Raw genomic sequence first — 15,559 nt, 5'->3', positions numbered from 1 at the left:
GTATTTCCGACTAAATTACTCAGGTATACTCCGAGCCGCTAAAATTGTTAGGTATCGAGTCGTCGAACCATCAACCTTTTAAAGTAAGGAATAATCATGAGTCAGTATGTTGTCTGCGCCCTGTATAAATTTGTGGAACTGGAAAACTACCAAGAGTTACGCGAGCCATTGCTTGCACTAATGGAAGCCCACGGTGTACATGGAACGTTGCTACTGGCGAGTGAAGGTATTAACGGTACGATTGCAGCGAAACGCGAAGGTATTGATACACTGCTTGCATGGCTAAATGCCGAGCCTCGCCTTACTGGTATTGTTTACAAAGAGTCGTACTCAGATACTCAGCCGTTTAACCGCACCAAAGTAAAGCTAAAGAAAGAGATCGTGACATTGGGCGTTGAAGGCATCGATCCTCGCCATGTCGTTGGCACCTACGTGAAGCCGCGAGATTGGAACGAGCTGATTGCTGATCCAGAAGTATTTGTGGTTGATACTCGTAATGACTATGAAATCGAGATCGGAACATTTAAAGGTGCAGTTAACCCAAATACTGACACGTTCCGCGAATTTCCTGACTATGTAAAACAAAACATGGACCCAGAGAAACACAAAAAAGTCGCGATGTTCTGTACGGGTGGTATTCGCTGTGAGAAGTCGACCGCTTACATGAAAGAACAGGGCTTTGATGAGGTGTACCACCTAGAAGGCGGTATTCTGAAATACCTTGAAGAAGTACCAGAAGAAGAAAGCTTGTGGGAAGGCGATTGTTACGTATTCGACGGTCGCGTTGCGGTGAACCACCAGCTAGAAAAAGCTGACTACGACTTGTGTAACGCTTGCCGATTGCCAATCACAGAAGAAGACAAACAATCAGAGCAGTTTGAGCAAGGTGTCAGCTGCCCAAAATGTTTTGGTAAACACAGCGAAGAACAGGTAGCACGCTTCCGCGAACGTGAAAAGCAAGTGTCGTTAGCTGCGGTTCGTGGCGAGCAGCACGTCGGTGGTGAGAGTGCCAAACAACGTCAGCAACGACGTGCAGAAAAACTGGCAAAGAAAGACGCACAACGTAAACAAGCGTAATTAGTAAGGTGCGAGCTAACAAACCTAGCTCGCACTTTCTCCCCTTTCAATCTAATTTCAATAGAGGTCGTTGTCTTTCAGCAACACTTCCAGCTCGTTAGTACCACTCCTACTTGGCTGGCCAATCATTTCATCGTAGGCACTTTGCTGGCGAAGTACCTGTTTGTTCGCTTTCAAGTTACGACATTGCTTTTGCAACTCCAATATCGAATGCGCCCTTAAAAACTTCCCTTTATCGTCAGTAACAAAGTGTTCCTCTCCGTCGACTAGAACCGAGACTTGATACAAAGCGAGATCGAGAGAGTGGATGACAAGCTTGTCGATATAGAAGAATTTTTCCAGTTTACTGAGTGGCATAGACATAAAGCACCTCCTTGCTCCGTGCCTCTACGTCAACCGTAATAAAATCGATCACCGAGTGAGAAATTTGCCTCTCTCATGCGTAGAAGTCGGAAAACCAGTGAGGGCTCCGATGCAAACAATCAACTTAGTATGGCTAAAACGCGACTTACGCCTGACCGACCACCTTCCTCTGCAGCATGCTCTATCTTCTGAGAATCCAACAGTGCTGCTCTATATTTTTGAGCCCATGCTGCTAGATGACCCACATTACTCCGAACGTCATTGGCGCTTTGTTTGGCAGTCACTCCAAGATATGGACGTACAGCTTGCCCAACATGATCAAAAGATCTCAGTAATGTTTGGCAATGCTCGGGATTGTTTGAGTGCAATTCAAAAACAATTCAACATCAATGCCGTTTTCTCTCATCAAGAAATTGGATTGAATTGTACGTTTGAGCGAGATAAACAAGTATCAGCATGGCTTCAAGCACAAGGCATTCCATGGCATGAGTTTGAACATGGTGCAGTTGTGCGAGGCGCAAAAGACCGATTCGGCTGGGACAAACACTGGGATACCGTTATGCGAGCTCCGATAGAAGAGGTTGAGCTTGAAAGCGATTCTCTTATCACCCTCGATATCGACGCGCTAGGTTTCACCTTTACTCCTCCCACTTCTTGGTTAGAAAAAGTAAAAGGCATGCAAACTGGCGGGAGCTCACTCGCTTGGCAAACATTGGAAGACTTTTTTCAACGCCGAGGACGAGATTATTACCGCAGTATTTCCAACCCGACGGCATCTCGAACAGCCTGTACTCGCCTCTCTCCCTATCTTGCATGGGGTAATATTTCGCTTCGAGAAGTGTATCAATACCTCTTGCAACATTGGCAAGTGACTGGGTTTCGTCGCAGCCTAATTGCGTTGTCTTCAAGGCTTCATTGGCATTGTCATTTTATGCAGAAATTTGAATCTGAATGTGAGATGGAATTTCGCTGTGTGAACCAAGCCTATGACCCTTTGCTTCGCCAAGCGAGCAACATCGACCCAATCCGACTAGATGCTTGGAAGGAGGGAACCACTGGCATACCTCTCGTCGATGCCTGTATGCGCTGCCTTCATCACACGGGATACATCAACTTTCGAATGCGCGCGATGCTAGTAAGCTTTTTAACGCATCACATGAACATGGATTGGCGCGATGGCGTAACTCACCTAGCGCAGCTATTTCTCGACTTTGAGCCGGGTATCCATTATCCACAATTTCAAATGCAGGCTGGAGTGACTGGCACCAATACCATTCGTATCTACAATCCGACGAAACAAGCACAAGAACACGATGCCGATGGTGAATTCATTCATAAATGGATTCCGGAGCTCGCTAAGGTACCCACCCCACTGTTGTTTGAGCCTTGGAAAATGACCGCAATGGAAGTCGTGATGTACCAGTTAGAACCGGACTCAAAATACCTCGCCCCAATAGTCGATGTAGAAGCGAGTGCGAAAGCTGCCAGAGAGCGATTGTGGGCTTGGCGAAAACGTGCCGACGTAAAAATGGAAGGTACACGCATTTTAGCTCAGCACGTCCGTCCTTCGAATAAAAAGAAAGCCAGTTGATCGCCAAGAAAAGGGCGTGCGTACAAACAGGGACTTTATCAGGGAGAGAGCGGTACCCAAACAACAAAAGGAATGCATTATGTTGAAACGCATCTTGGTTACGACCACGGTTTTGTTCGCCACCCTAACTTTTTTACTGCCAGCGAAAGCACATGAACATGGAATGATGAAAGAAGACATCGTTGATGTGGCCGCAGCAAATGGCTCGTTCAATACGTTGGTCGCAGCAGTCAAAGCCGCAGGCTTAGTGGATACGCTAAAAGGTAAAGGTCCATTCACTGTATTTGCACCCACAGATGAAGCTTTTGCTAAGCTTCCAGATGGAACAGTCGAAATGCTACTCATGCCTGAGAACAAAGATAAGCTGGTTGCGATTCTCACTTACCATGTGGTTCCGGGAAAAGTGATGGCCGCAGACGTAGTGAAAATGGACAAAGCGACGACAGTCCAAGGGCAAGACGTGATGATCAAAACCATGGGCGATAAAGTGATGATCAATAACGCTACCGTAATTGCCACCGACGTCAAAGCTAAGAATGGTGTGATACACGTGATCGACACCGTCATCATGCCGAAATAGTGACACAACATGGAAGGACGAGGTTTCTCGCCCCTTTTTAGGACATGGAAAACATCAAACTCTCAAAGCATGATATACAAACGATGGAGCAGCGCCAAAGAACTCGATTGGTCAACTCCCTTGCGGGATACAAAAGCGCGAACCTCATCGGAACAAGAGACAGGCAAGGACAAGAGAACCTGGCTATCGTAAGCTCTGTGATCCACTTAGGCTCACATCCGCCACTGTTTGGTTTTATTGTTCGTCCACGCAAAAGCCGTCGTCATACATTAGAAAACATCCTCGATACCAAGCACTTCACCATTAATGCCGTCGGCGTCGATTTCGTCCAAAAAGCACATCAAACCTCCGCCCGCTATCCAAAACAGATATCAGAGTTTGAAGCGGTAGGACTTACTCCTTACTATGATGATGCGTTTCCTGCGCCATTTGTCCTAGAGAGCAATCTCAAAATGGGGTTGGTGTTGAGAGAACACATCAAGATTGAAAGCAATCAGACAGAGATGCTGATTGGTGAAGTGTTGATGGTACACGCACCTGAAAGAGCCATCATGCCCGATGGCTACCTAGATCTAGAGCTACTCGACTTAGTGACCATTTCCGGGCTCGACAGCTACCACGTCACGCAACGTCTGCATAGGTTAAGTTATGCCAAACCAGACGCTCGCCTATTCCCTCTGACGAGGGAGGGAGAACCTTCATCTTGGGGAGCACTTGAAGTTGATATGGACTAACCGCTTTAGACATCAAAAGCTAAATACAGAAGTGGCAGTTTTCTCTGTCTAAGCCGTGTTCACCGGCCCGATTGGTAAGGTGGGCGCGCCCTGCTTCCAATCCCATTTCGTAACCTTCTAGCAATACCGACTGGCGCATTGATAGACGTTGTACACTGAATTCATCCGGCGGTGCAATAACGCGAATGTGCGTGTCTTTTGGAGGATTACGAATGAAATCTAACGATTCGTTGTAGTTCTCTGAACGGCGCAACATTGCCTCTGCCATCTGTGGATGCTCAGCGAACAACTTCTTCATTAACCAAGGCGTTTTTACCGGCTTTTTCTCATAAGCCAAAGGATGAGAAAGGATAACCGTAATATCACGAGCGCCGCGACGATGTGCTTCTCGAACCGGAATGGAATCCGCCACACCACCATCGGTATAACAACCACCAGAGAAGCAAGGAGTATGCTTGTACGCAATAGGCAGTGCCGTCGTCGCTTCCATCGCATTATGGAAGTTATGACGATTTACACGGTAATAATCCGCTTTACCCGTATTTACGTTCGTTGTCGCTGCTAAGAAAGGAATGCCTTCAAACAGTTTCGCTTCATCGACTGGGTACAAACGATTTGATTCTTCAAACAACCATTTCACATCGATCAAATCACCGCCTTTTAAAAAACGAGTAGGATCGAAAAAGCGTTTGCTGGTTGCTAATTTAGTAATGACGTTGATGCTACGGTGCGGGTAATCGGTCAAATAACCGATCAAATTTGAAGCCCCTGCCGATACGCCAATCGCAAAATCAAATGGTTTGTAGTCTTGTTCTAAGAATGCATCCAATACGCCGCTAGCAAAGACACCACGCATTGCACCACCTTCGACTACGATTGCTTTTGTTGCCATGTTTCCCCCCAATAATTGCTCTGAAAAGGTTACTGAAATTCGTGCTACAGCAACAATTGGTTATTCTTATTATTGAGATAGGCGAAGTCTATGTGTTTCTTGCTTTTTAAGTGGAAACTTAGGATCAAAAAATCCACATCAACTGCCTAGTCAATGTGGATTCAAAGTAAAGTATTCAGATGCTAAAGAAATTAAGCAAAAACGGTTTTATACGCCTCTGCAGCGCCATCAATGAACATTTGTGTGCCAATCACGGCGAGGATCAGCCCCATCATTTTGGTGATCACATTTAACGCACTTGGACCAACAGCTTTCACTAACTTGTCGCCAAAGAGAAACAAAACGTAAGTAATAGCACAGAGCACAGCAAAGGATGCGATAGTAATAATGGTTTCCGTTATTCCACCCGCTGTTGCAAAGTTCATTGCTGTCGCGAGAGTGCCCGGACCAGCTAAAATCGGCATTGCCAGTGGGGAAACTGCAATACTTAAAGCCGCCTGTTCTTGCTCTGGTGAATAGGCTTTCTCTTTGGTCTTCTTGTGCGTTGATTCACCTTGCAGCATGTGAAAGCCAATTAAAAAGACTAAGATGCCGCCGGTAATACGCAGCGCGTATAACGTAATGCCGAACAAGTCGAAAATCACCTTACCCGCAACAGCAAACACAGCAACAATAACAAAAGCGATAAAGACCGAACGAAATGCAATTGAGCGGACCGTTTGTTTATCATCATCCGCTGTTAGGCTTAAAAAGATAGGAATGTTAGCGATAGGGTTCATGATGGCAAAAAAGCCCATAAACACTGTGACCGTATGAAGTATTAGCTCTTTCATGTTCTCCACATTTGGTAAGCTATTGATTATTAAAAATCAGTATATACCCAAGTTTATAAATAACGTCACTTTATGTTCAATTTGCTCGGTTGCACTTCGTCAAGTTTTGTCCTGTGGCACACTTTGTAGTGCATCTCTGTTTACGCTCCCAATAAATGCCGTTATGGTGAAGATTCAGCCAAATAGAACCACTCTTCAGGAAGCCAGAACATCATGAACAATACGATTGAAACCATTCTTGCTCATCGCTCTATCCGAAAATTCACCGCAGTTCCTATTACTGATGAACAAAGACAAACCATCATTCAAGCAGGTTTAGCTGCGTCTTCTTCTAGTATGCTTCAAGTCGTCTCAATAGTTCGAGTGACTGACTCTGAAAAGCGTAAGCAATTGGCTCAATTTGCTGGTAACCAAGCTTATATTGAAAGTGCGGCTGAGTTCTTAGTGTTTTGTATTGATTATCAGCGCCATGCAACCATCAATCCTGATGTACAGGCAGACTTTACAGAACTAACTCTGATTGGAGCAGTAGATTCTGGAATCATGGCACAAAACTGCTTGCTTGCAGCCGAGTCCATGGGATTAGGTGGCGTATATATTGGAGGACTAAGGAATAGCGCCGCTCAAGTTGATAAGCTATTGGGCTTACCGGAAAATAGCGCGGTGTTGTTTGGTATGTGCTTAGGGCATCCCGATCAAAATCCCGAAGTAAAGCCACGCCTACCTGCACATGTGGTTGTTCATGAAAATCAATACCAAGAGCTAAATTTAGATGATATTCAGAGCTACGATCAAACTATGCAAGCGTATTATGCGAGCCGTACAAGCAATCAAAAACTGAGTTCATGGTCGCAAGAAGTCACTGGGAAGCTTGCTGGTGAGTCGCGACCTCATATTCTGCCGTACTTGAACAGTAAGGGGCTAGCAAAACGCTAATATCATTGAAATGATGGTTTGTTGTATGAAATCGTTCATCAAACCATCACTTTGTTGAACCCACATCATATTTTGACCATACGCTGCCTACTTTCTGGCAAAACCATAACAAAGCGCTATTGACGTAGAATAAAAAATACGACACACATCACATTTTAAAACAAAGCATATAAATTTTTTTAGAAAAATGGTCGCATCAATAACTAATTGAAAAACTGTTAAATTACAAATTTCGTGAGCTGATACGGAAAATTAGAGCTAATTAATAAACACTTTTGTCAAATCCACGCTACTCAACGCACAGAAATATAAAATTCAGCAATATATAGCTGGCTTTTTATCAATTTATCGTCTATTGCCCCTCCTCAAAAAATTCTTTAGAGTGCGCTCGCCAGATGCAACCCGTTTCTTATTGAGTATTTTATAAATTAAAATAAATAATACTGCCCAATAAAATTGTGACGTGTTGTTGTTTAGGCAAAAAACAATGTTGTTCTTAGCAACTCGCTCTTTACGTCAGATGAATGAAAAAGCATGAATTTCAACTATACAAAGCTAGGCAGTTTACTCCTTTCCTCTGTACTTCTCGCTGGATGTACAGTACCGGGCAGTCACTTATCCACGAGTGGAAAGCACATCGTTGAAGACAACAGCGCCAATACGGCGGCAGATTTTAACGTCTTTCCACTGACTCTTGATAAAGTCTCGCAGCTAAAAAGCTCAGATGTAGAGACCAAAGCGAACCCAACACTTGACCATCAACTCGCGGCTTACGAGTATGAAGTCGGTCCTGGCGATATTCTGAATATCACTATTTGGGATCACCCTGAACTTACCATTCCAGCAGGCTCTTACCGTAGCTCTGAAGAAGCGGGTAACTGGGTGCATGCTGATGGCACCATCTTCTATCCATACATAGGTATTGTTGAGGTTGCGGGTAAAAATGTTCGCCAAATTCGTACCATTATTGCTAACAAGTTGGCGAAGTACATTGAGAGTCCACAAGTGGATGTGAGTGTTGCGGCATTTCGTTCCAAGAAATCTTACATCACTGGCGAAGTTAACAAGCCAGGGCAACAACCTATCACCAATATCCCACTTACGCTTCTTGATGCAGTTAACCGCGCTGGCGGTCTAGCAGAAGATGCGGATTGGCGTAACGTCACACTGACACGCCAAGGCAAAGTCGAAAACATTTCTCTCTATGCGCTAATGCAAGAAGGTGACCTTACTGAAAACCGATTACTTCAACCTGGCGACATCGTACATGTGCCAAGAAATGACACTCAAAAAGTGTTTGTTATGGGTGAAGTTAACGATCCTAAGCTACTGAAAATGGATCGCGCAGGCATGAGCTTGACCGAGGCTCTAAGCAATGTTGGTGGTATCAACCAACTTTCTGCGGATGCAACTGGCGTTTTTGTCATCAGAAAATCTCAAGACAATCAAGCATTAGGCGACATTTACCAACTTGATGTCTCTGACGCAGCGGCGTTAGTGATTGGTACTGAATTTGATTTGGAACCTTACGACATTGTGTATGTTACTGCTGCACCAGTCAGTCGTTGGAACCGCGTTATTGCACAGTTAGTACCGACGATTTCAGGCTTCAATGAGCTTACAGAAGGTGTTCTACGCGTTAGAAACTGGCCGTAGTTCAGACGTTCTTGAAAGGGCTTATGTGAAGAGGTAAGCCCTTTCCAATAGTTATTGATAAGGAACAAACCATGTTTTCAAACATTCTTGTCGTATGCGTAGGTAACATTTGTCGCTCTCCGACTGGGGAACGAGTGCTTCAACAACTTCTTCCGAATAAAACCATTTCTTCAGCCGGTATTGCCGTTGAGAAAAGTCGACTGACTGGGAAACCAGCGGATGAGACAGCAACGCTCATTGCCTCGGAAAAAGGGTTTTCTCTTGAGAATCACCAAGCGCAACAACTTACTGCGCAGCTTTGTGCGAAACAAGATCTTATCTTGGTAATGGAACAAGGTCATATCGATGCATTAACTGAGATCGTTCCAGAAGCAAGAGGCAAGACCATGCTGTTTGGGCATTGGATGAATTCTGTCGACATTCCAGATCCATACAGACAAAGCAGAGAAGCATTTGATCATGCGTTTTCTCTGATTGAGCAATCCGCTCAGGCTTGGGCAAAAAAACTATAACTTCAGATTACTTGGCGAAATAAAAAAACAATGGCTAACCAAACTATAAGTTCATCTGCACCAACCGATGATGAAATCGATCTCGGTAAACTGTTTGGCATATTGATAGATGCGAAATGGTTCATCATTGGCATTACGCTTCTCTTTGCAACAATCGGTATTGCCGTGGCATTGCTATCGACACCTATCTACAAAGCTGATGCTCTGATTCAGATCGAACAGAAAAGCTCTGGTGGTATTTCGGCGATGGTCGGCGATATGGGCGAGCTTTTTGCTGCAGAATCGTCAGCAACGACTGAGATTGAGATCATCAAATCACGTATGATCCTTGGTGATACGGTCGATAAATTTAACCTAACGACGATTGCCACTCCGGACTATCTTCCTTTTATCGGTAAAGGTCTTGCTCGCATCAATGGCACTCAAGATTACATCTCAGTTTCAACTTTCGAGATGCCACGTACCGCGCAAGGTTACAAGCATCAGCTTGTGGTAACAGATGCAGAGAAAGGCAGTTTTGATCTGATGATTGAAGATCAAATTGTGCTTTCTGGCGTTGTTGGTCAAACGATTGAAATGAATGGCTACCGCATCAAAGTACGTGAACTGGTTGCGCAAAACGAAGACAGTTTTTCAATCGGAAAAATTAGCAAGCTTGACGCGATCAACCGATTGGCTTCACAACTGTCTATTTCAGAACGTGGCGCGAAAACAGGTATTGTGTCACTGAGTATTGAAGGCGAATACCCTGAACGTAACCAGCAAATTTTGAATGACGTTGTGCAAAACTACTTCCTACAGAATGTAAGAAGGAACTCAGCGGAAGCGGAACAGAGCCTAAACTTTCTAAAAGATCACCTACCGGAAATCAAAGAGAAACTGACAGGGTCTGAAGACGTACTGAATCGTTTTAGACAAGAAAACGAATCGATCGACTTAAACCTTGAAGCACAATCAACACTCAAAGTGATGGTCGCTCTTGAAGCGCAGCTGAACGAACTGACATTCAAAGAAAGTGAAATCAGCCAAAAGTTCACGCAGGATCATCCAGCATATAAATCACTATTGGATAAACGTCAGACGTTACTGCAAGAAAAAGCTCGTTTGAACCGACAAGTTCAGAAGCTGCCAAAAACGCAGCGTGAAGTCCTACGTATGACACGTGACGTTGAAGTTAACCAACAGATCTACATTCAGCTTCTAAACAAAGTTCAAGAGTTGAACATTATTAAAGCTGGTACCGTTGGTAACGTACGCATTATCGATAGTGCACAGTCTTACGCTATTCCAGTGAAGCCTAAGAAGCCTCTTATCGTTGTTCTAGCAACACTATTAGGCGGTATGGTTGCCGTTGCTTTTGTTCTGGTTAAAACCGCTTTCCACCGCGGCGTCACTTCTCCAGACGAGATTGAACAAACGGGTATTTCTGTTTACGCAAGTGTTCCTAAGTCGGTACAACAATTAGAAGTTGCGAGCAAACTTAAGCGCAAGAGCAACAAAGACCTGCTTCTATTGGCAGAAGAAAACCCTGCGGATCTTTCGATTGAAGCACTACGTGGACTTCGCACTAGCCTTCATTTTGCGATGATGGAAGCGAAAAACAACGTACTGATGATCTCTGGTCCAGCGCCTTCAATTGGTAAGACATTTGTATCGACAAACTTTGCGGCAGTAGCAGCGAAGACAGGTCAAAAAGTGTTGTTGGTCGATGCGGACATGCGTAAAGGTTACTTGCAACAATGTTTTGGTCTGACGGCTGATAACGGTCTTTCTGATTTCTTAAGCGGTAAGATTAGTCAAGATATGGTGATCAAGCCGACTAAAGTTGAGAACTTAGATGTAATTACTCGTGGTCAAGTACCACCAAACCCTTCTGAGCTTTTGATGCACCCACGATTTGTTGAGTTTGTAGAAAAAGCATCACAAGAGTATGACCTAGTGATCATCGATACACCACCAGTATTGGCAGTGACTGACCCTAGTATCGTTGGTGCGATTGCAGGAACCACTCTGATGGTAGCTCGCTTTGACCAAACGACATCGAAAGAGCTTGAAGTCGCTCGCAGTCGATTTGAGCAATCAGGTGTAGAAGTCAAAGGCGTCATTCTTAACGCAATTGAGAAGAAAGCGGCGAGTTCATACGGCTACGGTTATTACAACTACGCCTATAAGAGTGAGTAATGTCGCTACACCCAAGTGACTTAAGCATACTTGGGGAAAACCATAAATAGAAACACAAAGCCCCGCAATTATCGCGGGGCTTTTTAATAATGATCTAATTAAGATAGCTTCTATTATTGCTTCTTCAATTGAAGAAAAGTGAGCACACTCAATAGCAAGAAGAAGGCGGGATCACTCCAACCAAAGCCAACAAAAACCCCCGTGATGCCAGCATAAGTAGTGATCGCTACGCCCAAGACATTCGTGACCAACAAAGCTTTAAACAGTTGTTTCACCGTATTGCCAGATTCAACATCACGCAACATCAAACTTACCGCAGCAATCCCACCTAAAAAGATTGACGTATGCTGGGACAAAAACAGTGCGTACTGGTCATTGATTTGTACACCATACATCGGCCACATCATGGTCGGAACAAAAAATAACGCAAAAGCAAATACCGTATAAATCGTGCCATGAACGGTTAGAAAGGTGCGGTTAGTCATAATATTACTCTCCGATTGGACCTTGATTGATGGTACTTAGTGGCGCGTTGATATCAAATATCTGCCCTCTTACTTGTTCAACCCCCATCTGTTTCAGACGAGCAGTGTGCATTTCGAGATAAGCTTGCGCCGTGGCTTCATCTTCAAAAAGATAGATGCCACCACCAAGTTTATCTGTCTCGCTTTCCGTCCAAATTTTCCAAATCATACCCGGTTCTTGGTTAATTGATTTAGCTAAATCGATCAGAGCATTCGACATCTCTTCTCCAAACGGACCATGAAATTCAAAATCAACTTGCAATAGTTTCGCCATCTTGAGTCTCCTCTTCTTATTGACTCGCTTTTGATGGGAAGATTATTACCTTTATAAAACTGACAAAAAAGTTCATAATTTTGCCATTAACTGTGGAAAAAACTGACTAATGAGACTCAAAACAACCTTAGAGCAATGGCAAACACTACAAGCAATTGAACAGGCGGGGAGCATTCAGTCAGCCGCAGTGATGCTCAATAAAAGCCATACCACGCTTATCTATTCGGTGAAAAAGCTCGAAGACCAATTAGGTATCAAGCTGATAGAAGTAAAAGGTCGTAAGGCCGGATTAACCGAACACGGTCAGACGATGTTGCGCCGTGCACAATCAATGCTTGAGCAGGCTCGTGAACTTGAAATGATCAGTGAGCAGCTAAATAGCGGTGTAGAATCACAGATAACGGTAGCGATCGATCACTTGTGCGACCCAAGTTGGCTCTATACTCCACTTAGTGAATTTCTCACACATAACAACACGACTTCCGTTCAAGTTGTAGAGACCTCTCTGAGTAAAACAACAGACATGGTGATCAATGAACTTGCGGATATTGCCATCATCAACCTTCCGATCACCAACTACCCTGCTGAAGCGTTCGGCACTACCACTATGGTCCCTGTGATCGCAGCTCGACATCCACTAGCAAAAAAGGAACATATTTCATTGGCGGACTTTGCAACCACCAGCCAAATTGTGGTTCGAGACTTAGGGGAATCAAACAAAGAGAAGCGAGACGTAGGCTGGTTACGCGCGCGTCAAAGAATCACGGTAGATAATTTTGACCACGCATTTAGAGCGGTTGAGCAAGGTGTCGGCTTCTGCCGCCTCCCAAAACATCTCGTTGAGTACCGTCAAAACGACCACATCAAAGAGATAGATCTTGAACATTCGAACCAATATCAAGTCGCTCTACATCTTACCTTGCCGAAAGGGGCGAAAAGTGGACCCGCCGCCCTTGCCCTCTATAAAACACTACTTGATAGTGCCAAAGTGCGAGTTGGATAGAGCGACACAAAACAAGCTCAACCGGCGCAATTCTTAAGCCTTCATCATGGATGCTTTCTCTTCTCCAACTTACTCCTCGCTTAAGTTCTAGAACTGTTTTATGTGAAGTTAAGTGCAGTTTTGCTTCTTTATATTATTCAAAGTTGCGATACCTGTTTCGATTACATACCATTGAAGCAGCTCAAGCCTAAAGCACCCAACACTCGCGGAAAGAACTCGGTTCACGGCACCTCAACCACCCTGCTTTTGTTAGCAGGAACAATCTGTTTTTACCTTCTTTTTAACTTCTAATAAAGCGAGTGTGGAAGAGATAAGAAAGGTGAAAAATGCAATCTTACAATAGCTTCTCCATTAACCTTAACCAGCAAAAGTCTGTAGCAAAAAAACGCTTAAAGGCGATCCGCCAAAAAGACACCATTGCACTCAAACAGGTTAAACAGTTTCACTCTCAACCAGAAACGCTTACTCCTGACTCTATCCAGCTGTCAGACGTTCAACACGCTCTAGCTAGAGAGCTTGGCTTACCCAGTTGGAGCAAGTTAAAAGCACATATAGAGGAATTAGAAAGGCACAAGCACGCTATTGACCACCAAGCAAACCCGCTTGATGCAGATTTAAAAACACTCCATGTCCGCTGTGGGCACGATATTCAGCAACTATTAAAGACTTGCGGGTTTGAAGGTGATTTCTTACCTATGATTGATCCACTGTGCATCGGTCCTATTCCCAATGATAAAAAAGGCTTTGTCGCCATTCGAGCACAATACGTCGTAGGCACATTGCTACCCGTGATGGGTCGCAAAGATTCGGTTCAAAATGTAGCGCAGTTTGAGCAAAACAATATCCATACTCTACTTAACCATCAATATGAACGTATTGTTTTTTGGGTTGAACACGATGCCTATGATCAATTCATGCTACTTCGAGGACTTTCCTTGTTAGAGAACAGGGTAGGTAAAGTGATAGAGATCATCGAATTCAACCAGTTTCCAGGAACAGAACGGTTTATTGGCTTTGGGCAACTCCCTGCCGAAGCTATTCGCTCATGTTGGCAACACCGAAAGCCGGTTACAGCGAAGCTTTTCAGTCAAGCCAAACGCTGCTGGCAAGCGTTGCGGGCTCAAACACCACAGCCGCTCCTTAACTTGCTAGAACAACATGAATTAGATTGCTTACCGAATATCAAAGCAGTGATGAAACGACACCTTCAAGAACTGCCTAACTCGGAGTCAGGATTGAGCTTCACCCAATATTTGGCGTTGCAAGTATTGGGCGAGCAAAGCACAGCCATCACCGTTAAAGATTGGTTTCAGAGAAGTCAGCAAAGAGAGCCCCTTCCCACCCTCGGTGACGTAATGTTTTATGCATTGCTACTACCACTCGCACGAGCGGAAAAACCACTGTTTGCTGTGGATTCATTTGATAAAAATTGGTGGGAGCAACAAGTCAGTATTAATGCTCGTGGCAAAGCTTGTTTGAGTGGGAAAGACTTTTTCATTCAAGACTATTGGGTCGGAGGGCTCCATAACCGAGAACAAGACTATTGGACGTGGGATCACACCTCTCTATCAACACTGCGTCATGTCGTGATGAGTTAAACATTTGAGGCAATAAGCAATAAGCAATAAGCAATAAGCAATAAGCAAACTAACGTCGGTAGCCATCTAAAAACAGCGTAAGAATATCCTCAACGACTTTCTTGCGCTGCTCAATACTCGGCACCGCTTGATTAGCAACCAATTGTGGCCACAAACAGTTTCCTTTCAATAAGCACATTAGCATGCAACTCATCATGACAGGGTCAAGCGCTTTGACCTTGTTATCCGCAATGGCTTCTTTAAACCAGTTTTCCAGCAATGCATCTTGGCGTTGAAGTTGGTGTAAGTAGTTCTCTGCCAATTCTGGTGTGCGCATAAACTCACTGATCACCATCTTGGCGAGCGGCAAACCAAAGTCTTCATACATAGAGTCCAACTTGGCATGCAGATAGGTTCTAAGTTGTGTTTCGATATCGCTCTCTGGTGAGTAATTGAGTTGCAATCGTGCACGCTGAGTTTCGAGCACGCTTTGTATCGACTCGATAAACAACACATCTTTACTTTCAAAATGGCGATATAAGGTACGCTTCGATGCCCCAGCTCGCTCACACACTCTATCCATATTTGCGCCACTAAATCCGTGCTCAATAAACTCCTGTTGAGCCGCTTCAATCAGCGCAATGCGTTTTTTTTCCGAAAGTTTCATCGTTCTAGATTCACCAACCTCATGTAAGTGGCTGCAGAGTATAGCGCGCAAGAATCTAAAGTACACTTTAAAGTTTACTTTTTAAATTTTAAGAGTAAGATGCGCTCGCCGAAGTTAAGAAGCCTCTCTAAAAACACATAAAAGCCGCGGATCTTAACT

16 protein-coding genes are annotated in these 15,559 nt (G+C 44.3%); 10 read left to right on the top strand and 6 right to left on the bottom strand.

Features of this window, described 5'->3' with window-relative positions:
• Positions 1-96 precede the first annotated feature (96 nt).
• On the top strand, positions 97-1,077 hold the full coding sequence (gene trhO / locus VHA02S_RS11480) for an oxygen-dependent tRNA uridine(34) hydroxylase TrhO (protein ID WP_038898253.1): 981 nt from the start codon (positions 97-99) through the stop codon (positions 1,075-1,077).
• A 57-nt stretch (positions 1,078-1,134) separates the two neighbouring features.
• Here trhO and VHA02S_RS11475 read toward each other — a convergent pair whose 3' ends face one another.
• On the bottom strand, positions 1,135-1,440 hold the full coding sequence (locus VHA02S_RS11475) for a DUF6482 family protein (RefSeq protein WP_038898254.1): 306 nt from the start codon (positions 1,438-1,440) through the stop codon (positions 1,135-1,137).
• A gap of 109 nt (positions 1,441-1,549) precedes the next feature.
• Between VHA02S_RS11475 and VHA02S_RS11470 the strand changes: the two genes are divergently transcribed.
• From VHA02S_RS11470 to VHA02S_RS11460, 3 genes are all read left to right on the top strand, one after another.
• Complete coding sequence (locus VHA02S_RS11470; RefSeq protein WP_038898255.1) at positions 1,550-3,031, top strand: FAD-binding domain-containing protein; 1,482 nt, start codon at positions 1,550-1,552, stop codon at positions 3,029-3,031.
• 79 nt (positions 3,032-3,110) lie between these two features.
• Positions 3,111-3,611 (top strand): fasciclin domain-containing protein, encoded by a 501-nt coding sequence (locus tag VHA02S_RS11465; protein WP_038898256.1) that lies wholly within the window; start codon positions 3,111-3,113, stop codon positions 3,609-3,611.
• A gap of 44 nt (positions 3,612-3,655) precedes the next feature.
• Positions 3,656-4,345, top strand: coding sequence for a flavin reductase family protein (locus VHA02S_RS11460; protein WP_005447467.1), 690 nt, complete (start codon positions 3,656-3,658; stop codon positions 4,343-4,345).
• A gap of 19 nt (positions 4,346-4,364) precedes the next feature.
• Here VHA02S_RS11460 and VHA02S_RS11455 read toward each other — a convergent pair whose 3' ends face one another.
• The gene (locus VHA02S_RS11455) at positions 4,365-5,237 is read right to left on the bottom strand and encodes a patatin-like phospholipase family protein (protein WP_005447466.1); all 873 of its coding nucleotides are present in this window, start codon (positions 5,235-5,237) and stop codon (positions 4,365-4,367) included.
• Between the two features lie 191 nt (positions 5,238-5,428).
• Positions 5,429-6,070 carry a MarC family protein gene (locus VHA02S_RS11450; protein ID WP_005447464.1) on the bottom strand — a complete coding sequence of 214 codons (642 nt, stop codon included), beginning with the start codon at positions 6,068-6,070 and terminating at the stop codon, positions 5,429-5,431.
• Positions 6,071-6,283: 213 nt separating this feature from the next.
• Here VHA02S_RS11450 and nfsA point away from each other — a divergent pair, with 213 nt between their 5' ends.
• From nfsA to VHA02S_RS11430, 4 genes are all read left to right on the top strand, one after another.
• Positions 6,284-7,006, top strand: a complete 723-nt coding sequence (gene nfsA, locus VHA02S_RS11445) for an oxygen-insensitive NADPH nitroreductase (protein ID WP_038898257.1) — start codon at positions 6,284-6,286, stop codon at positions 7,004-7,006.
• Positions 7,007-7,540: 534 nt separating this feature from the next.
• Positions 7,541-8,662: a polysaccharide export protein gene (locus VHA02S_RS11440; RefSeq protein ID WP_009698012.1), complete on the top strand. Its 1,122-nt coding sequence runs from the start codon at positions 7,541-7,543 to the stop codon at positions 8,660-8,662.
• A gap of 71 nt (positions 8,663-8,733) precedes the next feature.
• Complete coding sequence (locus VHA02S_RS11435) at positions 8,734-9,174, top strand: arsenate reductase/protein-tyrosine-phosphatase family protein (RefSeq protein ID WP_005447459.1); 441 nt, start codon at positions 8,734-8,736, stop codon at positions 9,172-9,174.
• A 30-nt stretch (positions 9,175-9,204) separates the two neighbouring features.
• Positions 9,205-11,355, top strand: coding sequence for a polysaccharide biosynthesis tyrosine autokinase (locus VHA02S_RS11430; RefSeq protein ID WP_009698013.1), 2,151 nt, complete (start codon positions 9,205-9,207; stop codon positions 11,353-11,355).
• A 113-nt stretch (positions 11,356-11,468) separates the two neighbouring features.
• Here the strand turns inward: VHA02S_RS11430 and VHA02S_RS11425 are convergent, their stop codons facing one another.
• Together VHA02S_RS11425 and VHA02S_RS11420 are read right to left on the bottom strand one after the other, a co-directional pair.
• Entirely contained in the window at positions 11,469-11,840 is a 372-nt protein-coding gene (locus VHA02S_RS11425) for a hypothetical protein (RefSeq protein ID WP_038898258.1), read from the bottom strand.
• 4 nt (positions 11,841-11,844) lie between these two features.
• Positions 11,845-12,153 carry a monooxygenase gene (locus VHA02S_RS11420; protein ID WP_038898260.1) on the bottom strand — a complete coding sequence of 103 codons (309 nt, stop codon included), beginning with the start codon at positions 12,151-12,153 and terminating at the stop codon, positions 11,845-11,847.
• A gap of 109 nt (positions 12,154-12,262) precedes the next feature.
• Between VHA02S_RS11420 and VHA02S_RS11415 the strand changes: the two genes are divergently transcribed.
• Both VHA02S_RS11415 and VHA02S_RS11410 read left to right on the top strand, forming a co-directional pair.
• Positions 12,263-13,156: a LysR family transcriptional regulator gene (locus VHA02S_RS11415; RefSeq protein ID WP_009698016.1), complete on the top strand. Its 894-nt coding sequence runs from the start codon at positions 12,263-12,265 to the stop codon at positions 13,154-13,156.
• A gap of 326 nt (positions 13,157-13,482) precedes the next feature.
• Positions 13,483-14,754 (top strand): DUF1835 domain-containing protein, encoded by a 1,272-nt coding sequence (locus VHA02S_RS11410; protein WP_009699767.1) that lies wholly within the window; start codon positions 13,483-13,485, stop codon positions 14,752-14,754.
• Positions 14,755-14,803: 49 nt separating this feature from the next.
• Here the strand turns inward: VHA02S_RS11410 and VHA02S_RS11405 are convergent, their stop codons facing one another.
• Complete coding sequence (locus tag VHA02S_RS11405) at positions 14,804-15,400, bottom strand: TetR/AcrR family transcriptional regulator (RefSeq protein WP_029788340.1); 597 nt, start codon at positions 15,398-15,400, stop codon at positions 14,804-14,806.
• Positions 15,401-15,559 lie beyond the last annotated feature (159 nt).

The sequence above is a fragment of the Vibrio harveyi NBRC 15634 = ATCC 14126 = KCTC 12724 genome, from assembly GCF_001591145.1.
GTDB lineage: Bacteria > Pseudomonadota > Gammaproteobacteria > Enterobacterales > Vibrionaceae > Vibrio > Vibrio harveyi.
Note: the sequence above shows the minus strand (reverse complement) of the source record. Positions and strands in the feature narration are given on the sequence as shown.